Here is a 14,316-nt window from a genome sequence, read left to right as displayed (position 1 = left end):
CCGTGAAGCGTCGGCGTCGCCTTCGGCGGGCCGGCGCGGCGTTGCTGCTGGCGGCCCTGGTGGTGCTGGGGTGGCTGCAGTTCACGCCGTTGCCGGCGACCCTGGACGGGGAGGACTACGCCACCCTGATGCTGGACCGCCATGGCCGGCCCCTGGCGGCGCGCATCGCCGCTGACCAGCAGTGGCGATTCGCCCCGGTCACCGCCTTGCCGGACAAATACCGGCGCGCGCTGCTCACCTTCGAGGACCGGCGCTTCGACCAGCACCCCGGCGTGGACCCTCTGGCCATCGGCCGGGCGGCGCTGGCCAACGTCCGTGCCGGTCGGGTGGTCAGCGGTGGTTCCACCCTGACCATGCAACTGGCCCGCTTGCTGCACCACGACCCGCCTCGCACCCTGGCCGAGAAATTCCGCGAGGCACGGCTGGCGCTGCGTCTGGAATGGCACCTCAGCAAGGACCGGATTCTGATCGAGTACGCCAGCCGGGCCCCTTTCGGTGGCAACACCGTGGGCCTGCGCGCCGCCGCCTGGCGTTACTTCCGGCGCCCGCCGGAGTCCTTGAGCTGGGCCGAGGCGGCGCTGCTGGCGGTGCTGCCCAACAGCCCGGCGCTGATCCACCCGGGTCGCGACCGGGGCCGGCTGCGGGCCAAGCGCGACCGGCTGCTGGCCCGTTTGCACCAGCAGGGCGACCTGGACGCCGACGACCTGGCCCTGGCCAGGTTGGAACCCTTGCCCCGGGTCCATGCGCTGCCGTCCCTGGCGCCGCGCCTGCTGGACACGCTCAGCGCCAACGGCGGCGGGCCACTGCTGCGCACCACCCTGGACGCCAACCTGCAGCGCCGGGTGCGCGAGCTGGCGGAGCGTCATGGCCGGCGCCTGGGCCGCCAGGGCGTGCACAACCTGGCGGTGGTGGTGATCGACCACCGCGATCTGGAAACCCGTGCCTACCTGGGCAATGTGCAGCACGGCGATACCGACACCTACGGCGCCGCCGTGGACATCGCCAACCGCCCGCGCTCCACCGGCAGCGTGCTCAAGCCGCTGCTCTACGGCCTGATGCTCGATGCCGGCCTGATCCTGCCGGACACGCTGATCCCGGACCTGCCCACCAACTATGGCGGCTACAGCCCGGAGAACTTCGATCGGCAATACCGTGGCGCGGTGCCCGCCCACGAGGCCCTGGCGCGTTCGTTGAACGTGCCGGCGGTGCGCCTGCTGCGCCGCTACGGCGTGGGGCGCTTCCACGATCAATTACGCGAGCTGGGCATGACCACCCTGTTCCGCTCCGCCGACGACTACGGCCTGACCCTGGTGCTGGGCGGCGCCGAGGGCACCCTGGAGCAGCTCACCGCTATTTATGCGCGTCTGATCGCCACCGCCCGGGACGGCCAGGCGGCGCCGGTGACCCGCCTGGCCGGCATCACGCCGGTGGCGGAGCCGTTCGCGCTCAGCCCCGGCGCCGCCTGGCTGACCCTGGACGCGCTGCGCGACGTGGCCCGGCCCGGCACCGCCCGCCAGTGGCGGCTGTACCAGTCCAGCCAGCCGATCGCCTGGAAAACCGGCACCAGCTATGGCCTGCGCGATGCCTGGGCAATCGGCAGCAACGGTCGCTACACGGTGGGGGTATGGGCGGGCAACGGTAATGGCGAGCCGGCGCCGCGCCTGGGCGGCGCCGACAGCGCCGCGCCGCTGATGCTGGATGTGTTCAGCCTGCTGGGCCCGGCGCCGTTCCCGGAACCGCCACTCAACGATCTCAAGCAGGTGCGGGTGTGCGCCGACGACGGTTACCTGGCCGGTGGGCGCTGTCCGGCGAAGACCGCGTTGGCGCCCTTGCACAGCCACTTTCAAACGGTGACACCGCACCATCGCCGGGTGCATGTGGACGTTAACGGTCAGCGGGTGCACGGTGGCTGCGAAGCGGTGGCCGCGATGCAAAGCCGCGACTGGTTCGTGCTGCCGCCGGCCCAGGCCTGGTTCTACCGTCAGCACCACCCGGATTACCGACCGCTACCGGCCTGGCGCTCGGACTGTCTGGCCGGGGCCCGGAAGCTGGACCATAGCCCGCCCATGGCGATTCTCTATCCCCACGCCGGCGCCGGCCTCTTCATTCCCCGGGAACTGGGCGGGCAGCGCGGGCAGGCGGTGTTCCGGGTGGTCCACGAGCGCGCCGGCGCGAGGCTGTTCTGGCACCTGGACGATCACTACCTGGGCGTGACCGAACACTTCCATGAATGGGCCCTGCGCGCCGACCCGGGCTGGCACATCCTCACCCTGGTGGACGACCAGGGCTTCCGCCTGCGGCGTCGCTTCAAGGTGCTCGGCGACTGACGCTGGGGCCCACACCGCGATGCTTCGAGGTAGCGTCCCGCGTGACTTTGTAGTGGGCTCCAGCGCTGCTTGTGGGTGAAGCGGTCGCGGGAAAGGGGAGGGCGTTTTCACGCGCTCTTGGCCGGGGGGCGGGCAGGCTTTGGGCACTGTCTTATCGATTTGGAGAACCCCCATGCGCCTTGCCCTGATCGGAGTGTTCGCCCTGTTGCTGGCCGCCTGCCTGAGCCAGCCGGAGCGGCCGCCGATTCCGCTGGCGAAGAACCTGGATCTGGACCGTTTCATGGGCGACTGGTACGTGATCGCCAACATTCCCACGCCGCCGGAGAAGGGCGCCCACAACGCCGTGGAAAGCTACCAGCGGCTGGGGCCGGACAAGATCGGCGTGACCTTCAGTTTCAACCAGGACGGCTTCGACGGCGAGCGCAAGACCATGACCCCCACCGGTTTCGTCAGCGAGACGGATAACTCGGTTTGGAAGATGCAGTTCATCTGGCCGTTGCGGGCGGATTTCCGGGTGGTGTACGTGGACAATGCCTACCAGACCACCATCATCGGCCGGCAAAAACGGGACTATCTGTGGATCATGGCCCGGCAGCCGAACCCGGACGAGGCCACCCTGGAACGGCTCTATCGGATCGCCGCCGACGCGGGCTACGACACCGACAGTATCCAGCGTGTGCCTCAGCGCTGGTAAGGGAAAACGCCAGCCACAAGATACCGTGCCGGCGGACGGACCTTGCCATCTCGCCGGACGATCATGCGATTTCAACTGGCAACTTGTAACTTGTAACTTGCGACGGTCTCTCGATAGGCACGGCCCATCCGCCATCATCATCGGCTTGCGGCTTGCGGCTTGCGGCTTGCGGCTTGCGGGCCTAGGGTTGAGGCCGTGTTCCAAGTCGAGCTGTGAGGAGACCTCCCCATGCGTGTTCTGATTGCCGGGGCCAACGGCAAGATTGGCCGTCGTCTGGTGAAGCTGTTGGGCGACAGCGACCATGTGTGCCGCGCCATGGTGCGCGACCCGTCCCAGGAATGGGAACTGCGCCAGCTGGGCGCCGACGAGGTGGTGGTGGCGGATCTGGAAGGCGATTGCCGGGCGGCGCTGATCACCTGCGACGCGGTGGTGTTCACCGCCGGTTCCGGGGCGCACACCGGGCCGGAGAAGACCGTGGACGTGGACCAGAACGGTGCCATCAACCTGATCGACCTGGCCCAGGAAATGGGCGTGCCCCGTTTCGTGATCGTCAGTTCCATGCGCGCCGACGATCCGGACAGCGGGCCGGAAAGCATGCGCCATTACTTCGTCGCCAAGCAGAAGGCGGACAACCATCTGCGCGCCAGCCATCTCAACTACACCATCGTGCGTCCGGGTCGGCTTACCGAGGAAGAGGGCACCGGCAAGGTTCGCCTGGCCGAGCGCATCGATGCGTTCGGCGAGATCCCCCGCCAGGATGTGGCGGCGGTGATCCGGGCGGTGCTCGACCACCCGGGCAGCAGCAAGCGGGAGTTCGACCTGATCAGCGGCGACACCGCCATCGATCAGGCGGTGACCTCACTGGAGTAGGCCGCCTTGCGTGGAGTGTTGTGGGAGCGACTTTAGTCGCGATGAAGTTGGCACCGTCGGTGAATCGCGACTGAAGTCGCTCCTACAAAACAAAACGCCGAATCGCGCTCCCCTGGCTTACGGTTTGCGATTGAAGTTGAGCCGGCGGCGGATGCGTTGCTCGGGAACCAGATCGGTGAAGTCGTCCGCCTCGAACACATCGGCGCCCACCGGAGTTTCCGCGTTGCGTTGATACAGCTCCACCAGCATGGCGCGGCGGTCGGCGCGCAGCTGCGAGATCAGCACCCCCATCATCAGGAACAACACCACCGCGAACGGTAGCGCCGCCAGAAGACTGGCGGATTGCAGCCCCTTCAGGCCGCTCGCCACGATCAGGGTCAAGCAGATCGCCGAAATCAGCACGCCCCAGGTCAGGCGTTTGTAGAGCGGCGGGTCGAGAGAGCCGTGGTCGGTCATCTGCGAGACGATGTAGGAGGCGGAGTCCGCCGAGGTGACCAGGAACACGAACAGGATCAGCATGGTGATGCCGGAAAGGAAGGTGCTGAACGGCAGCGCCTGATACATCTGGAACAGGGCGTTGGCCACGTCGTCGGCCACCGGCCCGGCCAGGTCCACGCCGCCGCTGAGCTGCAGGTCCAGGGCGGTGGTGCCGAACACGGCGATCCAGGCGCAGGCCAGCAGCGGCGGCACCAGCAGCACGCCGAGCACGTACTCGGTGATGGTGCGCCCCTTGGAGATGCGTGCCACGAAGGTACCCACGAACGGTGACCAGGCGATCACCCAGGCCCAGTAGAACAGGGTGAAGCGGTTCATCCAGTCCCGGTCCTCCATGGGCGGGATGGTGAGCGCCATCTCGATGTAGTTGCCCAGGTAGGCGCCCAGGCCGTTCACGAAATTATCCAGGATCAGCACCGTCGGGCCAGTGAACAGCATGTAGCCCATGAAGCCCAGGCACAGGGCCATGTTCAGGTTGCTGAGCAGGCGGATGCCTTTGTCCAGGCCACTGTAGGACGAGGCCGTGTAGCACACGAACATCGCCCCCAGAATCGCCGCCTTGGTCCAGAAGTTGTCCGCCCAGCCGAACACCGTATGCAAACCGCCGTTCATCTGCAGGATGCCCAGCCCCAGGGAGGTGGCGACCCCCATTACCGTGGCCACCACCGCCAGCACGTCCAGGGAATCGGACAGACCCTGGCGGCCCGGCAGGTTCACCGTGGCCGGCTCCACCATGGTGGACACCAGGCCGGGGCGTTCCTTGCGGAACTGAAAGAAGGCGATGATCAGCCCCACCAGGGTGAACGCCGCCCACTGGTTCATGCCCCAGTGGAAAAAACTGTACTGCATGGCCAGGGTAGCGGCCTCGGCGCCGCCGGGTTCGACCAGGCCGTGGGGCGGCTCGGTGAGGTGCTGGATCGGTTCGGCCATGCCATAGAACACCAGGCCGACGCCGAAGCCGGCGGACAACAGCATGCTCAACCAGGAAAACACCCCGTACTCGGGCCCGGAGTTTTGCGGCCCCAGACGGATCTTGCCATAGCGGCTCATGGCCAGCCCCAGCAGGAAGACCACGAACACGAAGGTGCTGATCAAATAGAACCAGCCGAAGTAGTGCCCCAGGGTATTGAGCACCGTCTCGGAGACACTCTGAAAGGAATGGGGAGCGGCCACGCCGAGGGCCACGAGGAGGGCCATCAAACTGGCGGATATGAAATACACGCGGTGTCGTTTCAGCATCCGGCAAGGTTACCAGCGGAGAACCACAGCGCTACCCCGTTTGTGCGTTTGTTCAAAGATTATACATTTTTACCCCTCGCCATGACTGGACCCCGGTTATTCATCGGTTGTAGAGTTTTTATTCATCGGTCGATGAATAATGAAAAAACGATCACAACAACCCATCACGCAACCGACTACAACAACAACGCAAAAAACGGGAGAACATCATGATCAAGAAGGCCCTGACCGCCCTCGCGGCGGCACTGTTCCTGGTCGCGGCGCCGGTTCACGCCGGTAGCTGGCAGGACAATCTGTCCCTGGGCGGCTTCAACAATGTCCATCTCTACACCCCCGACACCGACTCACCGGTGGGCGCTGGCAAGGCGCTGCTGATCGTGCTGCACGGCTGTACCCAGTCGATCAACGCCTACAAGACCGCCAACCTGGAAGTAGCCGCCGAGGAATACGGCATGGTGGTGGCGGTGCCGGACGCCATGAACAAAGCCGGTTTCAGTTGCTGGTCCTACTGGCAGGGCAGCAAATCGCGCAGCGCCGGCGACTATAAAAACCTGATCGACCTGGCCAATGAACTGTCCGGCGACGGCGCCCGCGACATCGACCCCAACCAGGTCTATATCGCCGGCCTGTCGTCCGGCGCCAGCTTCGCCAACACCACCGCCTGCCTGGCCCCGGACGTGTTCGCCGGTGTCGGCGTCAGCGCCGGCCCCAGCGTGGGCACCAGCTCCAGCGGTGCCATCGGCGTTTGCGAACAGGCCAACGTGGAAAGCCGCTGCCGCAACCTGGGCGGCGCCTACCAGAGCGCCTTCGACACCCAGGTGGCGTCCATCGCCCACGGCGACGCGGATACCACCGTGGACACCTGCTACAACCGCCAGAACGCGGAAGGCATGGCCGGCCTGTACGGCGTCAGCGAACTGTCCGGCAGCACCGTGATCAGCCAGGACGGCGGCACCGCCGAGGAATACCTGTGGCAGGATGGCCGCGTCTCCATGCTCTGGCTCAACGGTCTGGACCACTCCTGGTCCGGCGGCCAGGGCGCCAGCGGCAACTACATCGGCAGCGCCAGCATCAACTACGCTCGCTACCTGGGCGAATTCTTCAGCCAGAACAACGCCAGGGTGAATCGCAACCTGGCGCCCAGCATCGACGGCCTGACCCTGGCCGCCAACGGCGACGCCATCCAGATCGGCGGCCAGGCCGATGACGAAGACGGTACCGTCACCGCCATCACCATTGTCATTGAAGGGCTGGCCGGCGGCGGCGAGACCCTCACCACCACCGTGGACGGTGGCGGCGCCTTCCAGGCCACCAGCGGTAGCCTGGTGGACGATCTCTACACCGTGGCGGTCACCGCCGAGGACAACGACGGCGGCGAAAGCGACCCGGCCATCGACACCGTGCGGGTGGGCCCGGCGCCGCCGCCCAGCGCCCCGGTACTCAGCGACATCGCGGTGAGCGTGGACGGCCAGTGCGCCACGGTCAGCGGTCAGGTAGTGGACGAAAATCAGGATCTCGCCTCGGTGACGGTGACCTTCGCCAGTGGCGCGGTCAGTGCTGAACTGGACGGCGTGCACTACAGCGCCCGCGCCTGCGACCTGCCCGGCGGCGCCAACAGCGCCAGCGTGGAAGCCCTGGACCAGGGCGGTCTCGCCGACAACGATCAGATCGACTTCCAGATCGACGCCGGCCAGGTGGCCACCCTGGACCAGCACATCAGCGCCGGTCGCCTGGACTACACCAACTACGCCAACTGCTACCTGGAATACGGCACCGCCACCTTCAAACTCACCGAGCAGCCCAATGGCGACCAATGCCAATGGCAGGACGACGACGCCAGTTGCAGCGGTCCGGTCCAGGCCTGTGCCGGTGATGATGGCGGTGACGATGGTGGCGACAACGGTGGCGACAACGGCGGCGGCGACCCGCAACCGGGCTGCCAGCAGGAAAGCGCCTACAACTACTACCACAAGACCGCCGGCCGCGCGTACAGCACCGGCAATTACCTGACCCCGGACTACTTCGCCCAGGGCAGCGACCAGCCCATGGCCGGCTCCACCTGGGGCAACACCACCCTGTACAGCAGCGACGGCGGCGCCACCTGGCAGGTCGGCACCTGCCCCTGACCGTTCCTGCCGGGGTCGTCCGTAGGAGCGACCGGGCGGTGCTCCGCTTGAGTCGCGATCAAAGGGGGGCATCGGCATCGCGACTGAAGTCGCTCCTACAACTTCCATCCTGGCGCCGGGATAAACCCCGTTACGTGGAACATCACTGCTAAGCGGTTCCGGGCCAGGCCCTTCCGGGACCCTTGAGAACAGGACGTTCGAAAGGGAGCCTACAGGGACGTACTCGCGGCGTTCCCGGAAGGGCCTGGCCCGGAACCGCGCCCCGGCTGGAGGGTGACGCGCATAGGACCGGGTTGCTTGTTGTCCAAGCGGCGCTTGCGTACTATCCGCGCATGACGAAAAAGACCGTGGGTCGCCCCCGGGCCCGGGACGGCGCCGGCGACCGTGGCGCCACCATCCTCGATGTCTCCGAACGCCTGTTCGCCCGCCACGGCTACGACGGCGTGACCCTGCGCACCATCGCCCGCGAAGCCGGCGTGGACGTGGCCCTGATCAACTACTACTTCGGCCCCAAGCAACAGCTCTTCGACACCGTCTTCCAACGCCGTGCCCGCATCCTCAACGACGACCGCCTGGAAGAACTCCACCGTGCCCGCGCCGAAGCCGAGCCGGCCCCGGTGCCGCTGGAACGCATCATCGAGGCCTATCTGCGACCGCTGGAAATGGCCCAGGAAAGCGAGGACCAGGGCTGGCGTAACTACTGCGCGCTGCTCGCCTACGTGAACACCTCGCCGGTGTGGGGCCCGGTGCTCATGAGCCGCCACTTCGATGCCCCCATGGAAGCCTTCGTGGAAGCCCTGGCGCGGGTGCTGCCCAAGGCCGAGCGCGCCGACCTTTACTGGTGCTACCACTTCATGTCCGGCTCCATGACCCTGACCTTCGCCAACACCGGGCGCATCAACGCCATGTCCGGCGGCCTGTGCCGTTCCGACGACTTCCAGACCGCCTACGACCGCATGATTCCGTTCGTGGTGGCCGGCTTCGAGCGTGTTTGCGGGCCCCTGGCGGATCGTGGCTGAAAGCCATCGCGGCTGAAGCCGCTCCTACAGCAGTGTTAGACGTACCGTAGGAGCGCCCGGGCGGCTTACCGCTTGAGCCGCGATCCGCACCCAGGCTGCTATTCGGTATCGCCGTCGGGCCGGTCCGATTCCTCGGCGGATGCGCCGGCACCGGTGTTCTCGTCGTCGCCATCCGCATCGCCCTGTTCCTGGGCCTGCTCCGCTTTGGCTTCCACTTCCTCGGCGCTCTTCTCCTCGCCGATGCGGTAGGCGGCGAAGCCGGCGTGCACCACCTGGTTCACCGCCATGCCCAGCACGCGCCCGTCGTAGGGGGCGATGATGGCGCTGCCGGTATTGCTGATCGGGTCGGTGACGGTGCCCAGGATCTGGCCCTTCTTGACCTGATCGTTGAGTTCCACCTCGGAGAGCAGAATGCCGCCCTGGCCGGCCCGAATCCATTCAGACTCATAGAACACCGGCTGCGGCGCGCCCCAGAAGCGGCTCGCCTTGCGCATGTCCAGGTTCTCCAGCAGCGTTTCCAGGGCCTGCACGCCGTAGTCCACGGCGTCGTCCTCGAGACGATTGGGGCCGCCGGCTTCCATGGTCACCGCGACGATGCCCTGGTCCACGGCGGCGGCGCGCAGCATGCCGCTGGAGGAGGGGCTGTGCAGCACCGTCATGCCACCGAAATGCTTGGCGAACGCCACCACCTGGGGATTTTCCAGGTCGGCGCGCAGCTGCGGCTGGTTGACCCGCTTCTGGGAACCGGTGTGCAAGTCCACCAGGTAGTCGCAATGGCGCACGATGTTCTCGAACAGGGAATACGCCACCCGGCTGGCGGCGCTGCCGTTCTTGCGGCCGGGGAAATAGCGGTTCAGGTCGCGGCGGTCGCTCAGGTAGCGCGAGCCGTTGCGGAAGCCGTCCAGGTTGACGATCGGCACGCCCACCACGGTGCCCGCCAGTTCGTCGGGTTCGAGCTCGTACATCAGGCGGCGCACCATTTCGATGCCGTTCAACTCGTCGCCATGCACGGCGGCGGTCAGGCACAGGTGCGGGCCGGGCCGGGTGCCGTGGGCCACCAGCACCGGCACCGGCGTGGCGATGGAGCGGAAGGACTGGTCCGGAGTCCAGTAGAGGGTGTCGAAGGTGCCCACCGGCACGCTCTGGCCGAGCAGTTCCAGCGGTGCCACCGGGTCCGGCGCCGGCGGCGTGGCCGGCTCGGCGCCAGTCTCGCCGGTGGCGGCCGGGTGGCTTTCGGCGCCGTCACGGTTGTCGTCGGCGCGATGGTCATCACGGCGCGCCGGCGGGCCATCCGGGTCCTCGGCGGGCGGTGCCGCCTGGTCGGCGCTGGCGGGGGCCACGTGGCGGCCATCCTCATCCTCACTCTCATTGGCCGCCAGTGGCGCGGCCAGAGCCAGCAGGGAGAGGGTGATGGCGATGTTCTTGAGCGGTTGCCTGGGCACGAAACACATCCTCCTCGCGGCCCGGGATCACCGGGCCTGCTATGACGGTCGCTGGTCCAGTTCCTCCCAGCGGCCGTAGTGGTCGTTGAGCGCCTGCTCCAGCGTCTGCAACTGGCGCTGGGCGGCGGCGATGTCCTGCGCCGGCCCCTTGTAGAAGTCCGGGTCGGCAAGCCGCGCCTGGGCGGCGTCAAGCTCGGCCTCCAGGGCTTCGATCTTCTCGGGTAGCGCCTTCAGCTCGAGCTGTTCCTTGTAGGTCAGCTTACGGGCTCCGGCCTGTTCCGGCGCGGGCGCCAGCGTGTTTTTTACCTTGCTTTCCGTTTGCGGCGCGGCGGCGGGTTTGACGTTTTCCGTCGGCGCCGGTTCCGGACGCTGCCGTAGCCAGTCCTGGTAGCCGCCCACATAGACGCGGGGGTCACCGTCGCCCTCGAACACCAGGGTGGAGGTAACCACATTGTCGATGAATTCCCGGTCATGGCTGACCAGCAGCAGGGTGCCCTGGTAGTTCACCAGCTGTTCTTCCAGCAGCTCCAGGGTTTCCACGTCCAGGTCGTTGGTCGGTTCGTCCAGCACCAGCAGGTTGAATGGCCGGGTGAACAGCTTGGCCAGCAGCAGCCGGTTGCGCTCGCCGCCGGACAGCGAGCGCACCGGCTGGCGGGCCCGGGCCGGCTCGAACAGGAAATCCTGCAGGTAGCCCATGACGTGCTTCTTGCGACCGTTGATCTCCACCACGTCGGAGCCTTCCGCCAGGTTGTCGAGCACGCTCTTGTCGCCGTCCAGGGTGTCGCGCAGTTGGTCGAAGTAAGCCACCTGAAGCTGGGTGCCCGACTTTACCGTGCCCCGTTCCGGCTCGAGCCGGCCCAGCAGCAGGCGGATCAACGTGGACTTGCCACAGCCATTGGGGCCCAGCACACCGATGCGGTCGCCGCGCATCACGGTCAACGAGAAATCCTCCAGGATACGCTTGCCGCCCAGTTCGCAGGCCAGGTGCTCGGCCTCGATCACCACCTTGCCGGAGCTGTCGCCCTGCTGGATTTCCAGGCCCGCGGTGCCTTGGCGGTTGCGGCGCTGGGCGAACTGCTCGCGCAGGCTCTTGAGGGCGCGCACGCGGCCTTCGTTGCGGGTGCGCCGGGCCTTGATGCCCTGGCGTATCCAGCGCTCCTCCTGGCTCAGCTTCTTGTCGAACTCGGCGTTGGCGCGTTCCTCGTTGTCCAGCGCCGCCTGTTTGCCGGCCAGGTACTTGTCGTAGTCCCCGGGCCAGCTGGTCAGATGGCCCCGGTCCAGCTCGATGATGCGGGTCGCCAGCGCGCGGATGAAGGCGCGGTCGTGGGAGATGAACACCAGGGTCGCCGGGTAGCTTTTCAGGAAGCTCTCCAGCCAGCGGATGCTGTCCAGATCCAGGTGGTTGGTGGGCTCGTCGAGCAGCAGGATGTCCGGCTCGCGCACCAGGGCCCGGGCCAGCAGCACGCGGCGCTTCATGCCCCCGGAGAGGCCGGCGAAGGCCACCTCGCCGTCCAGCTTGAGCTTGGAGAGCACCGTCTCCACACGCTGGAACAGCTGCCAGGCGCCGCGTGCCTCGATCTGGTCGTTGAGCGATTCGAAGCGCGCCATGGCGTCTTCGTCGCCGTTGGCCAGGGCGCGGCTCAGGCGGTCGTGCTCGTTGAGCAGCTCGCCCAGCTCGCCGAGGCCACCGGCCACCATGTCATGGACGCTGTGATCCTGATCGTCCGGGACTTCCTGTTCCAGGCGCGCCACGGTCAGTTCGCGGGCGGTCTCAATCTGGCCGTCGTCGGCCTGCTGCTCGCCGGTGAGCACCTTGAACAGGGTCGACTTGCCGGTGCCGTTGCGGCCCACCAGACACAGCCGCTCGCCGGGTTCGATGGCCAGGTTCACCTTGTCGAGCAAGGGTTGCTCGCCGTAATGGAGGTCGAGATCACGAAGGGTAATAAGAGGCATGTAATGGGCGCGATTCGCGGTCATTGGGAAAGCCGCCAGTGTAACACCTTGCGGGCCTTGAAGTGGTGCTGTGAACCGGCGCACGGAATCGCGGGGGCGTCATCGAATCTCAACGGTTCTGTCATGTGTCGCCTTCAGCATGTCCCGGTCTTTTATTTCCAGGAGAATGGATAATGCGCGGGTCGTTCTTGCCGGTTCTGATGGCGCTTTCGGGCGCCCTGGCTCTGTCTGGTTGCTCCGATGATGAGGAGCGCGTGGAGGTAATCACCGAGGTGCCGGTGGAGGTGAATCAGGAAAACCGCTTCATCACCGATCCTTTCCTGCAAATGCCCGATGCCGATTCCGTCCACGTGGTCTGGTTCACCAGCTTCGCCGGCAAGGCGCACACGCTTCATTATGGCGATGGCCGTAGCGCGGAGGCGGACACCTTCAAGATGTCGCGCATGATGGAGGACGCCTCCTCCAAGCAGTTCGGCAAGAGCTACGAAGGCATCACGGAGCGACCGGTGTACCGCCATGAAGCCATCGCCGCCGGGCTGGCGCCGGGGGAGCGCCTGGAATACCACGTATCCAGTACCGACGAAAACGGCCATACCCTTACCAGCGATAGCTTCTCGCTGGCGCCGGCGCCGGGGAAAAACCAGCCCTTGAAGATTCTGCTCACCTCCGATCTGCAACTGAAAAAGAACGCCGCCGCCAATTATCAGAAAGTGGTGGAGACCGTGGGCCGACCGGACGCGGTGTTCTTCGCCGGGGATCTGGTCAACGTGCCCGACCGTGCCTCCGAGTGGTTCGATCAGGCCTCCGACAACGCGCCCGCCTTCTTCCCAACCCTGCAGGGGCGCTATCAGGAATTCCTGCCCGGCTACCCCTACACCGGTGGTGAGATTCTGCAGCACGTTCCGCTGTTCGCCACCATTGGCAACCATGAGGTGATGGGCCGCTATACCCATGACGGTAGCGCCGACAGCGATTACACCCTCGGCGGCGCGTTCGGTGACCCGCAGCCGCGCTGGTACGCCGGCATCGCCTATGAGCAGCTCAAGGACGAGGTCAATCCCAGCGGCGACGCGGACATCAAAGCCCGCTGGATCGCAGACCATTCCCACAATCATGAAAGCTACCGGGAAATGTTCAGCTTCCCCGACGACGGTCCCGCCGGCGAGGATTATTACGCGGTGGCGTTCGGCGATGTGTTCCTGATCTCCATGAATGTCTCGCGGATCTGGCGATCCTGGAGCGTCAGCGGCACCGGCAATAGCAAGTTCGTGGAAACCCTGAGTGAACTGGAAAATCCGGAAGCCTGGGGGTTTGGCGAGTTCATCTTCGAGCGTTTCGACAAGGAGTCGGAACAGTACCGTTGGCTGCAAGAGGTGCTGCAAAGCGATGCCTTCAAGCAGGCCCGCTACAAGGTGGTCATGGCGCACCAGGGCGTATTCGGCCTCGGCGACAACACCGTGCCGGTGCTCGCCGAGCCGGTGATGCAGCTGGTGGAAGTCGAAAACGGCGAGGAAGTCATCACCGAACTGCCGTTCCCGATCAGCGCGGAGCAGTGGCAGCAGCAGGTGCGCCCGCGTCTGGATTCCGCCGCTCTCAGCGAAGTCCGTTATCAGTACCCCCTGGAAGAAGACGTCTGGTACCGCGACATCGAGCCACTGCTGATCGAAAACGGCGTCGATCTGGTACACATCGGCCACTCCCATCTTTGGAATCGCGCCGAGGTGGAAGGCATGCACTATCTGGAAAGCTCCAACGTGGGCAATAGCTACGGGGCCTACTACCAGGACAACACCGGCAACTACACCAAGGATGTGCGTTCCAGCGGCGCCGATTTCTGGGACGACGTGAAGGGTCCGAACCCGCGCTGGAGCATCGACGACTATGCTCCCAATGGCGATCCCCAGGGACGTGTCATGGCCCTGCCCAGTGAGTTCAGTCCGATGAGCTGGGAGAACGACAGCTATCCGGATTTGCCGTTCGTGGCCAGCAACGACCTTAGCGTGTTTTCCATTCTCGAAACCGACACCGGGCTGGTGAAAAGTTATGTGTTCGACCCCGCCGACCTGAACGGTGAGGTGCAATTGTTCGACCAGTTCTCGATCGTCAACTGAGGTGGCCGTCGCGCGGCCCGGAAGGGCCGCGTGAAGGCGG

Annotated in this window: 9 protein-coding genes; 6 read left to right on the top strand and 3 right to left on the bottom strand. The window is 66.0% G+C overall.

Annotation, left to right across the window (positions count from 1 at the left end; all coding sequences use genetic code 11):
- Window positions 1-2: 2 nt before the first annotated feature.
- The 3 genes from pbpC (at window position 3) to JF515_RS12440 (ending at window position 3,891) form a co-directional block, all read left to right on the top strand.
- The gene (gene pbpC / locus JF515_RS12450) at window positions 3-2,327 is read left to right on the top strand and encodes a penicillin-binding protein 1C (RefSeq protein WP_338015215.1); all 2,325 of its coding nucleotides are present in this window, start codon (window positions 3-5) and stop codon (window positions 2,325-2,327) included.
- A gap of 172 nt (window positions 2,328-2,499) precedes the next feature.
- Window positions 2,500-3,021 carry a lipocalin family protein gene (locus JF515_RS12445; protein WP_203104760.1) on the top strand — a complete coding sequence of 174 codons (522 nt, stop codon included), beginning with the start codon at window positions 2,500-2,502 and terminating at the stop codon, window positions 3,019-3,021.
- Between the two features lie 228 nt (window positions 3,022-3,249).
- Window positions 3,250-3,891, top strand: coding sequence for an SDR family oxidoreductase (locus tag JF515_RS12440; protein WP_203104759.1), 642 nt, complete (start codon window positions 3,250-3,252; stop codon window positions 3,889-3,891).
- A 117-nt stretch (window positions 3,892-4,008) separates the two neighbouring features.
- Here JF515_RS12440 and JF515_RS12435 read toward each other — a convergent pair whose 3' ends face one another.
- Window positions 4,009-5,625: a BCCT family transporter gene (locus JF515_RS12435; protein WP_203104758.1), complete on the bottom strand. Its 1,617-nt coding sequence runs from the start codon at window positions 5,623-5,625 to the stop codon at window positions 4,009-4,011.
- Between the two features lie 209 nt (window positions 5,626-5,834).
- On the opposite strand from JF515_RS12435, the gene JF515_RS12430 reads away from it, so the two are divergent.
- Window positions 5,835-7,751 (top strand): extracellular catalytic domain type 1 short-chain-length polyhydroxyalkanoate depolymerase, encoded by a 1,917-nt coding sequence (locus JF515_RS12430; protein WP_203104757.1) that lies wholly within the window; start codon window positions 5,835-5,837, stop codon window positions 7,749-7,751.
- A gap of 332 nt (window positions 7,752-8,083) precedes the next feature.
- A complete protein-coding gene (locus tag JF515_RS12425; RefSeq protein WP_238401044.1) occupies window positions 8,084-8,770 on the top strand; it encodes a TetR/AcrR family transcriptional regulator in 687 nt (228 codons plus the stop codon).
- Between the two features lie 98 nt (window positions 8,771-8,868).
- Here the strand turns inward: JF515_RS12425 and JF515_RS12420 are convergent, their stop codons facing one another.
- Together JF515_RS12420 and JF515_RS12415 are read right to left on the bottom strand one after the other, a co-directional pair.
- On the bottom strand, window positions 8,869-10,212 hold the full coding sequence (locus JF515_RS12420) for a succinylglutamate desuccinylase/aspartoacylase family protein (protein ID WP_338015214.1): 1,344 nt from the start codon (window positions 10,210-10,212) through the stop codon (window positions 8,869-8,871).
- Between the two features lie 39 nt (window positions 10,213-10,251).
- Complete coding sequence (locus tag JF515_RS12415) at window positions 10,252-12,165, bottom strand: ATP-binding cassette domain-containing protein (RefSeq protein ID WP_203104989.1); 1,914 nt, start codon at window positions 12,163-12,165, stop codon at window positions 10,252-10,254.
- A gap of 173 nt (window positions 12,166-12,338) precedes the next feature.
- On the opposite strand from JF515_RS12415, the gene JF515_RS12410 reads away from it, so the two are divergent.
- Window positions 12,339-14,276 carry a purple acid phosphatase family protein gene (locus tag JF515_RS12410; RefSeq protein WP_203104755.1) on the top strand — a complete coding sequence of 646 codons (1,938 nt, stop codon included), beginning with the start codon at window positions 12,339-12,341 and terminating at the stop codon, window positions 14,274-14,276.
- Window positions 14,277-14,316 lie beyond the last annotated feature (40 nt).

The sequence above is a fragment of the Alloalcanivorax marinus genome (assembly GCF_016785095.1).
Lineage (GTDB): Bacteria > Pseudomonadota > Gammaproteobacteria > Pseudomonadales > Alcanivoracaceae > Alloalcanivorax > Alloalcanivorax marinus_A.
Note: the sequence above shows the minus strand (reverse complement) of the source record. Positions and strands in the feature narration are given on the sequence as shown.